Annotated in this window: 15 protein-coding genes and 1 riboswitch; of the genes, 5 read left to right on the top strand and 10 right to left on the bottom strand. The window is 71.0% G+C overall.

Annotation, left to right across the window (positions count from 1 at the left end):
* The 4 genes from GT755_RS00855 to GT755_RS00840 all read right to left on the bottom strand — a co-directional run bounded on the left by GT755_RS00855 (position 1) and on the right by GT755_RS00840 (position 3,367).
* The gene (locus tag GT755_RS00855) at positions 1 to 846 is read right to left on the bottom strand and encodes an SMP-30/gluconolactonase/LRE family protein (RefSeq protein ID WP_161477761.1); all 846 of its coding nucleotides are present in this window, start codon (positions 844 to 846) and stop codon (positions 1 to 3) included.
* A complete protein-coding gene (locus GT755_RS00850; protein ID WP_161477760.1) occupies positions 846 to 1,862 on the bottom strand; it encodes an NAD-dependent epimerase/dehydratase family protein in 1,017 nt (338 codons plus the stop codon). Before GT755_RS00850 ends, GT755_RS00855 begins: the two co-directional genes overlap by 1 nt.
* Positions 1,863 to 1,871: 9 nt before the next feature.
* The gene (locus GT755_RS00845; protein WP_161477759.1) at positions 1,872 to 2,237 is read right to left on the bottom strand and encodes a tautomerase family protein; all 366 of its coding nucleotides are present in this window, start codon (positions 2,235 to 2,237) and stop codon (positions 1,872 to 1,874) included.
* Positions 2,238 to 2,320: 83 nt separating this feature from the next.
* Positions 2,321 to 3,367 (bottom strand): LacI family DNA-binding transcriptional regulator, encoded by a 1,047-nt coding sequence (locus tag GT755_RS00840; RefSeq protein ID WP_328794103.1) that lies wholly within the window; start codon positions 3,365 to 3,367, stop codon positions 2,321 to 2,323.
* Positions 3,368 to 3,725: 358 nt separating this feature from the next.
* On the opposite strand from GT755_RS00840, the gene GT755_RS00835 reads away from it, so the two are divergent.
* The 4 genes from GT755_RS00835 to GT755_RS00820 are packed head-to-tail and all read left to right on the top strand — an operon-like array spanning position 3,726 to position 8,254.
* Positions 3,726 to 5,117, top strand: a complete 1,392-nt coding sequence (locus tag GT755_RS00835; RefSeq protein ID WP_161477758.1) for an ABC transporter substrate-binding protein — start codon at positions 3,726 to 3,728, stop codon at positions 5,115 to 5,117.
* An 18-nt stretch (positions 5,118 to 5,135) separates the two neighbouring features.
* Entirely contained in the window at positions 5,136 to 6,089 is a 954-nt protein-coding gene (locus GT755_RS00830; protein ID WP_202609511.1) for a carbohydrate ABC transporter permease, read from the top strand.
* A complete protein-coding gene (locus tag GT755_RS00825) occupies positions 6,073 to 6,870 on the top strand; it encodes a carbohydrate ABC transporter permease (protein WP_197038681.1) in 798 nt (265 codons plus the stop codon). Before GT755_RS00830 ends, GT755_RS00825 begins: the two co-directional genes overlap by 17 nt.
* 13 nt (positions 6,871 to 6,883) lie before the next feature.
* Positions 6,884 to 8,254: a glycoside hydrolase family 5 protein gene (locus tag GT755_RS00820; RefSeq protein WP_161477757.1), complete on the top strand. Its 1,371-nt coding sequence runs from the start codon at positions 6,884 to 6,886 to the stop codon at positions 8,252 to 8,254.
* On the opposite strand, the gene GT755_RS00815 is transcribed toward GT755_RS00820, so the two are convergent.
* A complete protein-coding gene (locus GT755_RS00815; RefSeq protein ID WP_161477756.1) occupies positions 8,251 to 9,138 on the bottom strand; it encodes an NmrA/HSCARG family protein in 888 nt (295 codons plus the stop codon). The two genes, GT755_RS00820 and GT755_RS00815, sit on opposite strands and share 4 nt — an antisense overlap.
* A 91-nt stretch (positions 9,139 to 9,229) precedes the next feature.
* Between GT755_RS00815 and GT755_RS00810 the strand changes: the two genes are divergently transcribed.
* Positions 9,230 to 9,814 (top strand): TetR/AcrR family transcriptional regulator, encoded by a 585-nt coding sequence (locus GT755_RS00810; protein ID WP_161477755.1) that lies wholly within the window; start codon positions 9,230 to 9,232, stop codon positions 9,812 to 9,814.
* Here the strand turns inward: GT755_RS00810 and GT755_RS00805 are convergent.
* The 5 genes from GT755_RS00805 to GT755_RS00785 form a co-directional block, all read right to left on the bottom strand.
* A complete protein-coding gene (locus GT755_RS00805; RefSeq protein ID WP_328794102.1) occupies positions 9,780 to 10,994 on the bottom strand; it encodes an aminotransferase class V-fold PLP-dependent enzyme in 1,215 nt (404 codons plus the stop codon). The two genes, GT755_RS00810 and GT755_RS00805, sit on opposite strands and share 35 nt — an antisense overlap.
* 15 nt (positions 10,995 to 11,009) lie before the next feature.
* Positions 11,010 to 11,125, bottom strand: a riboswitch (SAM riboswitch).
* A gap of 53 nt (positions 11,126 to 11,178) precedes the next feature.
* Positions 11,179 to 11,931, bottom strand: a complete 753-nt coding sequence (locus tag GT755_RS00800) for a GntR family transcriptional regulator (protein ID WP_161477753.1) — start codon at positions 11,929 to 11,931, stop codon at positions 11,179 to 11,181.
* Entirely contained in the window at positions 11,852 to 12,718 is an 867-nt protein-coding gene (trpA, locus tag GT755_RS00795) for a tryptophan synthase subunit alpha (protein ID WP_161477752.1), read from the bottom strand. The genes GT755_RS00800 and trpA overlap by 80 nt, the downstream gene beginning before the upstream one ends.
* Positions 12,715 to 13,890 carry a tryptophan synthase subunit beta gene (gene trpB / locus GT755_RS00790; protein ID WP_202609510.1) on the bottom strand — a complete coding sequence of 392 codons (1,176 nt, stop codon included), beginning with the start codon at positions 13,888 to 13,890 and terminating at the stop codon, positions 12,715 to 12,717. The genes trpA and trpB overlap by 4 nt, the downstream gene beginning before the upstream one ends.
* Before the next feature lie 74 nt (positions 13,891 to 13,964).
* Positions 13,965 to 14,831: a nitroreductase/quinone reductase family protein gene (locus GT755_RS00785; RefSeq protein WP_161477751.1), complete on the bottom strand. Its 867-nt coding sequence runs from the start codon at positions 14,829 to 14,831 to the stop codon at positions 13,965 to 13,967.
* Positions 14,832 to 14,900: the final 69 nt, after the last annotated feature.

The raw sequence follows: 14,900 nt of genomic DNA, 5'->3' as shown, positions 1-14,900 counted from the left end.
TCAGATCACGAACCTGTTCGCGGGTCGGCCGCGGTGGCCGGGCACGGCCCGGAAGATCGCACCGGCGGCGGGCTGGTCGCGGAGCTGGGCGGGGGAGAGCTCCTCGGTGGAGGTGGAGATGTAGAGCACGTCGAGGTCCGGCCCGCCGAACGCGCACGAGGTGACCTGGGTGACGGGCAGCTCGACGACCACGTCGGGCTCGCCCTCCCAGAATCGGACCACCCGGCCGCCGCCCCAGAAGGCCACCCACACCCCGCCCTCGGCGTCGACGGTCAGGCCGTCGGGCATGCCGGGCTGGTCGGAGGTGTCGGCCCAGGTCCGGCGGCCGGTCATGTCGGCGTCGAAGACGTCGATCCGCCGGGTCGGGGTGTCGACGTAGTAGCAGCGGGTGCCGTCGGGCGACCAGTCGATGCCGTTGCTGCACGTCACGCCGGTCAGCACGGTGCGCAGCGAACGGTCGGCGTCGAGCCGGTAGAGGGCCGCCGCGCCGGTCGTGAAGGCGTAGGCCATGCTCCCGGCCAGGTAGCGCCCGGCCGGGTCGACGTTGCCGTCGTTCATCCGGATCTCCGGCCGGCCGGCCAGCGGCGCGGCCAGCCGTTCGGTGAGGACGCCGCCCGAGGTCAGGGCCATGCCGTCGCCGTCGGCGATCAGCAGGGTGCCGGGGTCGGTGGTCATGTGCACGGCCGTGACCGGCGCCGGCAGGTCGACCCAGTGGACGTCGTCCGGAGCGCCCACGTCGAAGACCCGGCCCCGGGGGATGTCCACGAACCGCAGGTGGCCCGCGACGTCGTCCCAGGTCACGCCCTCCAGGTGGACGCCGCCGACGTCCAGCCAGACGTCCGCCATCAAGGAGCCAGCGGGGTGATCGCCGCCACGGCGGCGTGGTGGGCGCGGACGAGCCGGCCGAGCACCTCGTCGGTGGCCGCGTCGGGGCGGGTCTCCCCGGGGTTGGCCGACCGCCAGGCGTGCAGCCGCCGGGCGCCCTCGGACCACGTCGTCGTCGGGTTGAAGGCCGGGACGAACCGCTTGATCTTGCTGTTGTCGAAGACCGCCGTGTGGGCGAGGTCGCCCAGGATCAGCGTCGACCAGAACCAGTCGGGCGCCACCTTCGGCAGGAACTCCGCGGGCAGGTGGACCAGCCGGGGCCGCACCTTCTCGGTCCTGGCGATGATGCCGTAGATCTCGTCCCAGGTCAGCGACTCGTCGGAGGTGATGTGGAAGTCCTCGCCGATCGCCTGCCAGTTGCCGATCAGGCCGGCCAGGCCGACGGCCAGGTCGCGGGCGTGGGTGAGGGTCCACAGGCTGGTGCCGTCGCCGGGCACGACCAGTTCGTCGCCGCGCGCGATGCGGTCCCAGGCGGTCCAGTCGCCGGGCAGCGGCGGGTTGGCGTCGTCGTAGGTGTGCGACGGGCGGACGATCGTGACCGGGAAGCCGCGCTCCTCGTAGGCACGCTCCAGCACGACCTCGGCGGCGATCTTGTCCTGGGCGTAGGCCAGGTAGGGGTTGCGCCGGGTGGTCGACTCGGTGACCGGCCACTGCCGCACCGGCTTGTGGTAGATCGAGGCGGAGCTGATGTGCACGTACTGGCCGACGCGGCCGTCCAGCAGGTCGGCCATGGCCTGGGCGTCGTCGGCGCCGAAGCTGAGGAAGTTGACGACGCTGTCGAAGTCGGTCTCCTCGAACGCCCGCTTCAGCGACTCGGGGTCCTGCACGTCGCCCGTGATGGGCGTGACCCCTTCGGGGAGGGGGCGCTTGCTGGTCCGGCCGCGGTTCAGGACGTACACGTCCTGGCCCTGGCGGACCGACTCGGCCACGCACGACGAGCTGATCGTGCCGGTGCCGCCGATGTAGAGAACCTTCACTGTGTACTCCTAGTTGCGGGACTTGCCGGCGTACCAGTCCTCGAAGCCGTTCTCGACGACGCTGATCAGCAGGTCGTCGTTGCGGATGCCGAGGTCGGCCAGGTTCTTCGCGATCAGGTCGAAGGTCGCCCACTTGGTGGTCACGTCGTACATGTGGACCATCTGGATCTGGATGCTGATCAGGTCGCGGCGGTCGACGCCGTTGTACCCGGGGTCGGCGATCAGCTCGCCGGGGGCGTGCGTGCGGAAGATCTGGAACCTGTCGGTCGGGTCCATCCCGAGCCCGTCCACCAGAGCCTGGTGGACGCCTTCGCTGATCTGCGGGCCGAGCCGTTCGGCGAGGGAACGGTCGAGGTCGATCTGCACGAGAGGCACCGGGGACTCCTTCAAAGAAAGTTTCGGCAATTATCCGAAACTCCGAGCATTCGGAGACACCGTAGGGCTGACTTTTCCGGACGTCAAGCCTGTTTCGAGGAAGTTTCGGACGGCGCCGCGGTGCTGTCCCTGATCACCAGGCTGGTCGACAGCTCCAGCCGCAACGGCTCCTCGGCAGGGTGCTCGGCCTCCAGCACGTTGCGGACGGCCAGCATCGCCATCTGCGCCAGGGGCTGCCGGATGGTGGTCAGTTTCGGGGTCGTCCACTCGCAGACCTCGGTGTCGTCGAACCCGACCACGCTGAGGTCGTCGGGCACCCGCAGGCCCCGGGCGTGCACCTCCTCGTAGACGCCGGCGGCCTGCTGGTCGGAGGCGGCGAACACGGCGGTCGGAGGTTCGGGCAGGTCAAGCAGGTCGGCCGCGCCGCGGCGGCCGCTCTCGGAATAGAAGTCGCCCGGCCGGATCAGACGCTCGTCGACCGGCAGCCCGGCCCGGCGCAGGGCGGCGCGGTAGCCGTCGAGGCGCTCCATGCTGCACGGCACGCCGTCGGGCCCGGTGATCATGCCGATGCGCTCGTGGCCCAGGCCGATCAGGTGCTCGGTGGCCGCGAAACCGCCGGCCCAGTTGGTCGCGCCGATGGTCGGGATGTCCTTGTCGAAGCCGCCGACCTGGTCGACGACCACGAACGGCGCGTCGATCGTGCGCAGCCGGGCCGCCCCCAGGTGCTGGGTGCCCGACCCGACCAGGACCACGCCGTCGGTCGGCCGGGAGGCGATCGCCGCCAGCCACTCGCGCGGATTGGCCTGCCGGTCGTGGGTGACGGTGAGCACCAGCCGGGCCCCCAGCCGGTAGGCCTCCTGCTCGGCGCCGCGCAGCAGCTCGCTCGCCCAGGCGGTGTCGAGCTCGGTGATCACGAAGTCGACCAGACCCACTTTGCGTGGCTCTGACCTGGCCCTTCGCTGGTAGCCTGTGGCCTCCAGCGCATCCTGCACGCGTCGTCGGGTCTCCGGGCCCACGGCGTCACGGCCGTTGAGCACCTTGCTCACGGTCGGCACGGATACCCCCGCCGCCGAGGCGACCATCGCGATGGTCACCCGGTCGGCGCGCCTGGTTGCGACCCGCTTCGGCACGACACCTCATCATGCGTAGATTCGATCTGTCGAAACTTTCCTTCACCGTAGCACCGGCCGGGCCGGTGCCGTCCATAGCGCTTGTGAACTGCGAAGACTTAGTCGCATTCGCAGACCGTCCGTAGGGACCGGTGCTGACCGCCGACTGGGCAAGATCCGGAGTTTCGAAACTCGACGGAAACAATTTAGCCGAAATTCTTGACACTGCCGAGAGCTCGGTGTTTCTCTCTTTCGAGACCGCTTTCGAAACTTTCGGAGTTTTCGGAAGCCTTGCCTGCTCCGGCTCTCGACAGTTCTCACAGGGCGCGGAACGGCGTCAGTACCACGGTGCGTGCCTATCACGCGCAAGGAGAGACACATGCTGGGATCTTCGCGAATCTGGAAGCGTCGTCCCCTCGGGTTCGCCGCCGCGCTCATGAGCGGCGCGCTGGTGCTCGCCGGGTGCGCCGGCGGCGGGGCGCCGGGGCAGAACGCCGCCCAGAACGCGGATCAGGGATCCGCCGACTCCGGCGAGATCACCTGGTGGGGCTGGACCCCCGACGCGGCGCCCGCCGAGGCATACATCAAGGCCTTCAACAAGGTCTACCCGAACATCAAGGTCACCTTCAAGAAGCTCACCATCGACGGGTACGACGCGGCCATCCGGCCCGCGCTCGCCTCGTCGGTCGGCCCCGACGTGTTCGACGTCGCCCCCGGCGCGGCCAACGGGTCCGTCGACATCTACGGCGTGAACGCCATCGACCTGAAGCCCGCCGTGGAGAAGGCGCTGGGCGCCGACTGGGAGTCGAAGCTGGCCCCGATCGGGGTGTCGAGCCTGAAGAACGGCGACAAGCTCGCCGCCCTGTCGGTCGGCTCGGTGTTCTCCGGCACGGTCTGGATCAACAAGGACCTGTTCGACAAGTACAACCTGCAGCCCCCCACGAACTACGACGAGTGGAAGAAGGTCTGCGCGACCTTCAAGGCCAACAACGTCGGCTGCTTCGTGCAGGGCGCCGCCCAGACCGCGTTCAACGAGGACACCCTCCAGGCGATCTCCAACAACGTCCAGCCGGGCGTGTGGGAGAAGGCCCTCAAGAAGGAGGTGCCCTGGACCGACCCGACGATCGTCAAGGCGCTGACCCTGTGGAAGGGCCTGTTCGACGACGGGATCATGCAGGAGGGCGCGCTCGGCACCCAGCAGTACCCCGACGCCAACAACGGCTTCATGTCCGGCAAGTACGCCATGGTCATGATGGGCAGCTGGTACATGCAGTACTCCACCGTCGAGGGCATGACGGCCGCCATCTCCGGCGCCGGCGTCGCCGACCCCAAGCCGTTCACCCAGCTCCCCATCGCCTTCCCCGACATCGCGGGCACCGGCAACGTCGGCTCCCTCTACGGCGACGCCGACTTCGGCCTGGCCGTGAACCAGAAGTCGAAGAACATCGCCGCCGCCACCACCTTCGCGACCTGGCTCGGCACCTCCGCCGAGGGCCAGCAGGCGGTCGCCGACATCCTCAACGACATCCCCGCCCTCGTCAGCGCCCAGCCCAACTGGGACGCGGTCAAGCTGGTCAACCCCGAGGTGCAGAAGCCCGCGCTGGAGAAGCTGATCTCCGACGCCGGCAAGTCGGACGAGCCGCGCCTCGCCACGGTGGTCGCCGACCTGCAGACCGCGATCGGCGTCGCGTCCACCACGGTGGCGGCCGGGGAGGCCACTCCCGAGGAGGCCGCGGCCACGCTGCAGGACACCGCTTCGAAGATCAAGTAACCCCCGAGGACGGAACCCTTGACCTCCACGACCACATCGAAGACCGGGGCACGCCGTCCTTCCGGATCCTCCGCTCCGGGACCTGGTTCCCGGAGCGGGGCGATCCGCCCCTCCGGCCTTCCGTGGATCCTGCCCGCGTTCGTCTTCGTGGTCGGCATCCTCTACTACTGCATCGGCGAGACGGGCTACCTGTCCACCCTCGACTGGGACGGCACCAGCCCCACCCCGACCTCGGTGGGCCTGCAGAACTACCAGGACATCCTGGTCGACCCGATCTTCTGGCAGGCCATCTGGCACACCGTGATCTTCTTCCTGGTGACCTTCACCGCGCAGACCGCGATCGGCTTCACCTTCGCGGCGCTGCTGCACTCGAAGGTGCGGCTCGCCACCGTCTACAAGGTGATCGTGTTCACCCCGGTCGTCATCGCGCCGGCGACCATGGCGCCGGTCTTCCGGCAGATGTTCGCCGCCGACGGCCAGCTCAACTGGTTCCTCGACCACGTCGGCCTGGGCTTCCTCTCCCAGCCCTGGCTGGCCCAGTCGAGCACCGCCATGCCGGTGATCATGTTCATCACCGTCTGGAACTTCACCGGTCTGACCTTCGTGCTCTACTACGCCGCGATGGGCCAGATCGACCCCGAGGTGCTGGAGGCCGCCCGCACCGACGGCGCCAGCAACCTGCGCACCCTGGTCAGCATCGTCTGGCCCGGCGTGCGGAGCACCACGGTGGCGCTCGCCATGCTCAGCGTGATCGGCGCGCTGAAGACCTTCGACATCCCCTACCTGGTGACGATCGGCGGCCCCAACTACGCCACCGAGTTCCTCGGCACCTACATCTACCGGATCAGCATCCCCAGCGCCCACGTCGGCTACGGGGCGGCACTGTCGATCATGCTCCTCGTGCTGGCTCTGCTCGGCGCCATCGCCGTCGCCGCCCGATCGAACCGGAAGGACGGTGAGAGCGGTGTTTGAGGCCCGCCGCCCGTCGGCCAGGCTGCTGCTGCAGATCCTGGTCACCGCGATGGTCATCCCCTACCTGTTCCCCCTGGTCGTGATGGTCCAGGGCTCGCTGGCGGGGGAGGGCTGGGGCAACTACCGGGCGGTGTTCGAGGTCGGCACGATCGGCACGTTCTTCAAGAGCAGCGTCATCATCTCGGTCTCGACGATCGCCATCGTGTACGTCCTGACGATGCTCGCCGCCTTCGGGTTCTCCAAGCTGCGCGTGCGCCGCAAGGAGGTCTACTTCTGGATGATCCTGGCCGCGCTCACGCTGCCCGAGGTCGTCCTGCTCACCCCGCTGTTCGCCACGACGCTGGCCCTCGGCGTCTACGACACCTACTGGGCGGTCGTGCTGCCGCTGGCCGCGCTGCAGATCCCCTTCACCGTGCTGATCGCCCGCCGGTTCGTCGACGGCGTGCCCGACGCGCTGTTCGACGCCGCCCGCATCGACGGCGCGAGCACGTTCACCTCCTTCCGCTACATCATCATCCCCATGACGCGGCCGATCGCCGCCGCGATCGTGGTGCTGACCCTGATCGGCTCGTGGAACGCCTACCTGCTGCCGCTGGTCCTCATCCAGGACCCGGCCCAGCAGACCGTGACGCTGCTGCCGCAGTTCTTCGTCAGCCAGTTCAGCAACGACCAGACCAAGGTCCTGGCCAGCGCGGTCATCACCGCGATCCCCGAGATCGTGGCCTACCTCTGCCTCCAGGGCCTGTTCGAACGCGGCCTGTCGGCCGGTGCCATCAAGTAAAGGAACCCCTCACATGACCTTCCTCCGGGTCGAAGGACGCCAGTTCGTCGACGAGTCGGGCACCCCCGTCCGCCTGCGCGGCGTCGCGGTCGGCGGCTGGCTGAACATGGAGAACTTCATCACCGGCTACTCGGGCAACGAGGCGCTGATGCGCAGCCTGGTGCGCGAGGTCCTCGGCGACGAGAAGTACGAGCTGTTCTTCGACCGCCTGCTGACCGCGTTCTTCAACGAGGACGACGCGAAGCTGCTGGCCGAGATGGGCATGAACTGCGTCCGCCTCCCCGTCAACTACCGCCACTTCGAGGACGACGCCCGGCCGTTCGAGTTCAAGCCCGAGGGCTTCAAACACCTGGACCGGGCGGTGGAGGCGTGCGCCAGGCACGGCATCTACACCGTCATCGACCTGCACGCCCTGCCCGGCTCGCAGAACCACCACTGGCACTCCGACAACATCACCCACCGTCCCCTGTTCTGGGACCACCCCCACTTCCAGGACCGTGTGGTGAAGATGTGGGAGCACATCGCCGAGCACTACAAGGACAACCCCTGGGTGGCCGGCTACAACCCGATCAACGAGCCCGCCGACGAGTCGCGCAAGGTGGTCGGCCCGTTCTACACCCGCCTGGTCGAGGCCATCCGCGCGATCGACGACCGGCACATCCTGTTCCTGGACGGCAACACCTACTCCACCGAGTTCGACGTCTTCGACGAGCCGTGGGACAACACGGTGTACGTCGCCCACGACTACGCCGCCCCCGGCCTGGGCGGCGGCGGCCCCTACCCGGGCGAGACCGCCGGGAAGTACTGGGACAAGGCCGCCCTGGAGGCCAAGTACGCCGAGCGCACCGAATACTGCACCCGCACCGGCACCCCCGTGTGGGTCGGCGAGTTCGGCCCCATCTACACCGGCTCCGAGCCCCGCGACGCCGAACTCCGCCGGCTGCTGGCCGACCAGCTCGACATCTTCAAGCGCGACGGCGCCGGGTGGTCGATCTGGATGTACAAGGACCTGGGCCGCCAGGGCCTGGTCATGGTGCGTCCCGACTCCCCGTACCTGAAGCGGTTCGGCGACTTCGTCGCCAAGAAGGTGCGCCTGGGCGCCGACCAGTGGGGCAGCGACGGCAAGGGCGTCGCCGAGGTGACCGGCCCGTTCTACCAGATGATCGCCGAGGAGTTCCCCGGCTTCGACCCCTACCCCTGGGGCCAGTACGACTGGGTGCGCACCCTGCTGCTCAACCTGACGGTGGCCCAGCCGCTCGCCTACGAGTACGCGGAGCTGTTCCGCGGCCTCACCGACGACGAGCTGATCGCCCTGGCCGACTCGTTCGCCCTGGCCAACTGCGACGTCCGCACCACCCTGCGCGACCAGCTGATCGCCGGTTAGAGATACTTCGCGGTCCACTCCTCGAAGGTGGTCAGCGGGATGCCGAGCGCCCGCGCGTACTCCGGTCGCGCGGGCTGCCCGACCGCCCCGGTCCGCTCGTGCGAGGCGCCCGCCCACACGGGCATGCCCTTGGCCAGCGCCTCCTCCTCGGTCAGGTCGGGTGCGGTCAGCTCGGTCCCGAGCGCCTTGGAGAGGATCGCGGCGACCTCCGTCATCGACAGGAAGTCGCTCGCCAGCTCCAGCTCGATCCCGTGGAACCGCTCGGGGTCGAGCACGGCCGCGGCGGCGGCCCGCCCGATGTCGTCGACCGCGACGAGCGACAACCTGGTCTGCGGCTTCAGCACCGTGACCAGGCCGCCCTCGACGCCGCGCGGCAGCAGGTAGGCCGCCGACGGCAGGAAGTTCTCCATGAACCAGCCCGGGTTGATCAGCGTCCAGTGGGTGAACCCCGCCTCGCGGACCCGGTCCTGGATGCCGGACTTGGTGGTGTAGTAGGGCTGCAGGTGCGCCCACCGCTCCCGGGTGATCTTCTGCGCCGCCCCCGACACGGCCGTGTGCACGAACTGCGGCACCCCGGCGGCCAGCGCGGCCTCGACCAGGTTCTCGGCCTGCACACGCTCGCCGTCGAAGTCGATGCCGTTCTCGTCCATCGGCGGCATCTGCACCGAGAACACCGCCCTGGCCCCTTGCGCCGCCGCGACCAGCGAGCCGCGGTCGTAGAGGTCGCCCGTCACCAGCTCGGCCCCGAGCGCCTCGACCGCCCTCGCCTTCGCGGTCGACGGATCCCTGACCAGCGCCCGGACGGGCACTCCCGCCTCGATCAGGGCGCGGGCGGTCGCGCCGCCCTGCTGCCCGGTGGCGCCGGTGACCAGAACGTGGGACATGACACTCCTCTCAAAAACGGCGGACCCCGCCGTTTCTGTTCCGGTACGATACGGAGACCCCCGCCGTTTAGCAACCCCGAGGTCAGGACCGATGCGTGCCGACGCCCAGCGCAACTACGCGCGCCTGCTCGCCGTCGCCGAGGAGGAGATCGCCCTCAACGGCGCCGACGCGTCACTGGAACAGATCGCCCGGATCGCCGGCGTCGGCTCGGGCACGGTCCGCCGCCACTTCCCCAACCGGCACGCCCTGCTGGCCGCCGTCTTCCGCGACCGCGTGGAGAATCTGTGCGCCCACGCCCGCGACCGCGTCGGCCGTCCCGACACCCGCGCGGCCCTCCTGGAGTGGCTGAACGCGGTGACCACCTCGGCCGCGACGATCCGCGGCCTGGCCATGGCCCTCAACCGCGACCGGACGGCCGACGCCGAACACGAACACTGCGCCACGACCCAGCTGACGGAGGCGGGCGAACCCCTGGTCCGGCAGGCGGCCGGCGACCTCGCGCCGGGCGTCACCGTCACCGACCTGCTCGCCCTGATCACCGGCATCGCCCTGGCGACCGAAGACCACCCTGACCCGGCGGCCGAGGCCAACCGCCTCCTCGGCCTGGCCATAACGGGGCTCAGCCCCGTCGACGGCCGGATCAGGCGGCCCGGACCCGCTTCGGGAGGCTCCTGAGGGCCGACAGCAGGCGGTCGACGTGTTCCTCGGTGCTGCCGATGCCGATCGAGGCGCGGACCGCGCCGCCGAGTTCGTCGCAGCCGCCCTGGCCCACGCCGAGCAGGTGCCGGACGAACGGGTGGGCGCAGAACTTGCCGTCGCGGACGCCGATCCCGTGGTCGGCCGACAGGCGTTCGGCCACCTCGCGGGCGGTGTGGCCGTCGACGACGAAGGACACGATGCCCACCCGGGGGTGGTCGGAGGGCCACAGGGCCAGCTCGTGCACGCCCTCGATGGCGGCCAGCCCGGTCCGCAGGCGGGTGAGCAGGCGCTCCTCCTCCGCGATCAGGCCGGTCCAGCCGGTCTGGCTCAGGTGGTCGCAGGCGGCGGCCAGGGCGATGGCGCCCAGCACGTTGGGGGTGCCCGCCTCGTGCCGGGCCTCGACGTCGGTCTGCCACTCGGCCTGCGCGCCGACCGAGACGACCGCGCCGCCGCCCTTCAGGTAGGGCTCGGCCCCCTCCAGCCAGTCGCGGCGGCCGATCAGCACGCCGGCGCCGAAGGGCGCGTACAGCTTGTGGCCCGAGAAGGCGACGTAGTCGAGGTCGAGGGCGGCGACGTTCAGCGGGCGGTGGGGGGCGAGCTGGGCGGCGTCGACCGCGATGCGGGCGCCGTGCCGGTGGGCGATGTGCGCGAGCCCGGCGATCGGCCACAGTTCCCCGGTGACGTTGGAGGCCGCGGTGACCACCAGCAGCGCGGGGCCGTCGATCGCGGCGAGCGCCTCGTCGGCGGCGCGGAGGGCCTCGCCGGGGAGCGCGGGCGGCGTCAGGCGGACGGGCGCGGACCAGGGGAGGAGGGTGGCGTGGTGCTCGGTGTCGAAGACCACCACGGTGGTGCCCTCGGGCAGGCCGCGGGCCAGCAGGTTCATCGCGTCGGTGGTGTTGCGGACGAACACGAGCGCGTCGTCGGGCCGGGCGCGGGCGAACGCCTTGATCGTGTGGCGGGCCTGCTCGTAGCGGGCGGTGGTGAGCTGGGAGGCGTACCCGGCGCCCCGATGGACACTGGAGTAGGCGGGCAGCGCCTCGGCCACGGCCTGGCTGACCGCCTGGAGACAGGGGGCGCTCGCGGCGTAGTCGAGGTTGGCGTAGGGGACCAGGGCGCCGTCGCGGACGGGCACGTCAAGGGACAACACAGGGGACACAACGCCTCCAGGAGAGCCACGCGCTTGTCCGTCGCACCCCGCGACGGACCAGGTCTTCACCCGGGGCACCCCGCCGCGGACGCGAGGGTTGCCGGCCAGCAAGCCGGGGCTGTGCGCTGGCACTCATGACCTTCGCCGGAACTATAACCCGACGGCCCCGCCCGGACGCAAGCCCGCTCGGGATCTACTTTGTAAAGGCGCCGGACCAGTGCAACGACAGGTCCGCGGCCTTGCGCTCGGCCCGGATCTCCATCCACTCGCCGAGGATCGTGGCGTGGTCGGTGACGATCAGCGCGCCCCGGTCGTCGTAGGTGACCCGTTCGCTGACGAACACCGGGCTGCCCGCCGGGTGCCCCAGCCGGGCCGCGACGGGGGCGGTGAGCAGGGCGGGCCTGATGCGTTCGGTCGCCCGGTGCACCCGCGCCCCGGCGTCGGCGAGCGCGGTGTAGAGCGGGGTCTCGGTGAAGTCGGCGTCCCTGATCGCCGAGGCGTACGGCTCGACGATCCACGAGATCTGGTGGACGGCGGGCCGCTCCATGAGGTGGCGCACCCGGGCGAGCCGCAGGGCCCGCAGGCCGGCCGGCGCGTCGGGGAGCAGCCGGGTGAGCGCGCGGGGGGCCGGTCGCAGCGCGGCCGAGAGCACCTCGGTCCGCAGGGGATGGCCCTGCCTGCGCAGGTCGTCGCCGAGGCTGCGCAGGGTGTCGAGGGGGTATTCGGCGCTGGGCCGCCTCACGTAGGTGCCGCGGCCGGCCCGCTGGTCGATCAGCCCTTCGGCGCTGAGGACCTGCAGCGCCTGCCGGAGCGTCATCATCGTCACGCCGTAGGAGGCGCTGAGCTCACGTTGCGCGGGCAGCGCCTCACCCGCGCGGTAGTGGCCCGACCGGATCTTGGCGATCAGGTCGTCGGCGATGGCGCGGTAGCGGGGCGTACTGCTCATCGGGCTCCCTGTCGAGTGGGCGGTCGAGTGCGCGGCGGATGCTCGCCACATACTCTCCCAGCTCGCGGGGCCCGGCGCCGTCGAGCAGCCGGCGCATCAGCGCCGAGGCGACCACGACGCCGTCGGCGTGCCGCGCGAGCTCGGCGGCCCGCGCCGGGTCGGACACCCCGAAGCCGAACAGCACCGGCCGGTCGGTGAGCGCCGTCAGGTCACGGCCGAGCCGGGCCGCCTCCGCGGAGATGCCGCCGTCCTCGCCGGTCGTGCCCATCCGCGTCACCGCGTAGACGAACCCCCGGCTGCGCGCGGCGATCTCGCGCAGCCGCTCGGGGGAGGACGAGGGCGCGGCCATCAGCGCCAGGTCCAGCCCCTCGGCCGCCGCCGCGCCGGCCAGCTCGCCGACCTCCTCCAGCGGCGAGTCGGGCACGATCAGGCCGCGCAGCCCGCTCGCCCGCAGCGCCGCGCAGAACGCGGCGGCGCTTTTCTGGAAGACCAGGTTGCTGTACGTCATCGCGAACAGCGGCACCTCCACGTCGAGCGCGGCGAGCTCCGCGAGGATGCGCGTGACCGTGGTCCCGCCCGCGATGGCCCGGTCGGAGGCCTCCTGGATGGTGACGCCGTCGAGCATCGGGTCGGAGAACGGCAGGCCGATTTCGACGGCGTCGGCCCCGGCGTCGGCGTAGGCGCGGACGACGTCCGTCCACCCGGGGGCGACCCCGCCGGTGACGTAGGGCACGAGCAGCGCACGGCCCGCGTCGCGGCGGGCGGTCAGGAACTCTTCGAGCGTCACAGCAGCTCCCTGATGGAGGCGATGTCCTTGTCCCCCCGGCCGGAGAGGGTCAGCAGCACGGTCGATCCCGGCGCGATCCCGCCGGATTCGGCGGCCCGGATCACCCAGGCCAGGGCGTGGGAGGACTCCAGCGCGGCCAGGATCCCCTCGGTGCGGGCCAGACGCACGAGCGCGCTGACGACCTCGTCGTCGGTGACGGTCGCGTACCGGGCGCGGCCGTCGTCGCGGAGGTGGGCGTGCTCGGGCCCGATGCCCGGGTAGTCGAGCCCGGCCGCGATCGAGTGGGCCTCCCTGACCTGGCCGTCGTCGTCCTGGAGGACGAGCGAGCGGAAGCCGTGCAGGACCCCCGACCGGCCGGAGGTGGCCGCCGCGCCGCCGTGGGCCTCGACCCCGACGAGCCGGGCGGTGGTGCCGACGAACCCGGCGAACGTGCCGGCGGCGTTGGACCCGCCGCCGATGCACGCGACCACGTAGTCGGGCACCGCGGCGGGCAGTTCGGCGGCGCACTGGGCGCGGGCCTCCTCGCCGATGACCCGCTGGAACTCGCGCACCATCCACGGGTAGGGGTGCGGTCCCATCACCGAGCCGACGCAGTAGTAGGAGTCGCCGACGGAGGCCACCCAGTGCCGCATGGCCTCGTTGCAGGCGTCCTTGAGGGTGCGGCTGCCGCTGGTGACCGGCACGACCTCGGCGCCGAGCACGTTCATCCGCAGGACGTTGAGCTCCTGGCGTTCGATGTCGCGCTCGCCCATGAACACGGTCGCCTCCAGTCCGAGGAGGGCGGCGGCGGTGGCCGTGGCGACGCCGTGCTGGCCCGCGCCGGTCTCGGCCAGCAGCCGCCGTCTGCCCATCCGCTGGGCCAGCAGCGCCTGGCCGACGACATTGTTGATCTTGTGTGAGCCGGTGTGGGTGAGGTCCTCGCGCTTGAGCAGCAGCGTGATCCCGAGTTCTCGCGACAACCGCCGGGCGGGGGTCAGCGGGGTGGGGCGTCCGGCGTAGACGGTGAGCAGGGTGGTGAGCCGGTCGCGGAAGCCGGGGTCGGCCCAGGCGTCCCGGAACGCGGCCTCGATCTCGTGGCAGGCGGGGATCAGCGACTCGGGGACGTACCGCCCGCCGTAGTCGCCGAACCGCCCGGTGGTTCCCGGGTCGCTCATCAGGGCGTGTTCGCTCATGTACGTCGTCCTCCGGACTGTTCTAGAACAGTAGCTGTTCTAGAACAGTACCCCAGAGACGGCTCACGGTGCGGTCATGGGCGCGCCGGAGGCCACGGGATCCCGGCCAGGAGCGGGAGGACGACCGCCTCCTCATGGTCGAGATGCGCGTTCAGCTCGGCCGACATGCGGTCGAGCTCGGCGCGGAAACGCCGGGGGTCGGCGGCGCCGACGTCGGCCAGGAGGGCGGCCAGCTCGCCCTGGACCCGCGCGATCGTGCGGTGTTCGGCGGCGAGCCGGGCGAAGGCGCCCGCCAGGTGGGGATGGTGCGGGGCCAGGCCGGGGAACAGGTGCCCGTCCTCCCCGGCGTGGTGGAACTCCAGGGTCTGGCAGAACGCCAGGCAGCGCTGGCGGATCTGCAGGCCGAGGCCCGGGGGGTCGCCGGGCCCGGCGGCGAAGTGCGCCTCGACCTCCGCCCGCACGTTACGGAGCTGCCCGCGCAACCAGGTGTGGACCTCCAGGAGCTTGTCGGCGAGAGTGGCGACCTCGCCGGGCCGGGCCGGTTCCAGGACGACGACGGGGAGCAGCCGGGTGGTGGCGGCCTGGTAGTCGGCGTAGCCGGGGGAGACCTTCACGACCTGCTCGAACAGCGCGTCGCGGCGGGCTCCCTCGGCGGGGATCGCCAGGGCTTCGAAGGTGTCGGCGCCGAGCTCCACCCGTACAGAAGGATGGGCGAGCAGGTTGTGGTACCAGCCGGGGTGCCGCGCGGCGCCCAGGTTGGAGCCGACGACCAGCAGCGAGCCGCCGTGGCGGACGTAGCCCAGCGGAGTGGTGGTCTCCTTTCCCGACTTCGCGCCGGTGGTCGTGAGCAGGAGCAGGTCGCCGCCCGCGAAGGGGCCGCCGACCTTTCCCCCGTTGGCGCGGAACTCGGCGATGACGGACTGGTCGAATGACGTGGGCATGCGGATGCGTGTCTCCGAAGGGGTGAAAGGGAAAAAGGGGTCGCCGAAGGCGGCACCGGAACGGTGCCG

This window comes from Herbidospora solisilvae, from assembly GCF_009901565.1.
Taxonomy (GTDB): Bacteria; Actinomycetota; Actinomycetes; order Streptosporangiales; family Streptosporangiaceae; genus Herbidospora; species Herbidospora solisilvae.
This window is presented reverse-complemented; position numbering and strand designations above follow the sequence as displayed.

Excerpts from the sequence above, each read along its gene's own strand:
- GT755_RS00855 (WP_161477761.1), bottom strand. The coding sequence starts at position 846 with ATGGCGGACGTCTGGCTGGACGTCGGCGGCGTCCACCTGGAGGGCGTG.
- GT755_RS00835 (WP_161477758.1), top strand. The coding sequence starts at position 3,726 with ATGCTGGGATCTTCGCGAATCTGGAAGCGTCGTCCCCTCGGGTTCGCC.
- GT755_RS00820 (WP_161477757.1), top strand. The coding sequence starts at position 6,884 with ATGACCTTCCTCCGGGTCGAAGGACGCCAGTTCGTCGACGAGTCGGGC.
- GT755_RS00815 (WP_161477756.1), bottom strand. The coding sequence starts at position 9,138 with ATGTCCCACGTTCTGGTCACCGGCGCCACCGGGCAGCAGGGCGGCGCG.
- GT755_RS00810 (WP_161477755.1), top strand. The coding sequence starts at position 9,230 with ATGCGTGCCGACGCCCAGCGCAACTACGCGCGCCTGCTCGCCGTCGCC.
- GT755_RS00800 (WP_161477753.1), bottom strand. The coding sequence starts at position 11,931 with ATGAGCAGTACGCCCCGCTACCGCGCCATCGCCGACGACCTGATCGCC.
- trpB (WP_202609510.1), bottom strand. The coding sequence starts at position 13,890 with ATGAGCGAACACGCCCTGATGAGCGACCCGGGAACCACCGGGCGGTTC.
- GT755_RS00785 (WP_161477751.1), bottom strand. The coding sequence starts at position 14,831 with ATGCCCACGTCATTCGACCAGTCCGTCATCGCCGAGTTCCGCGCCAAC.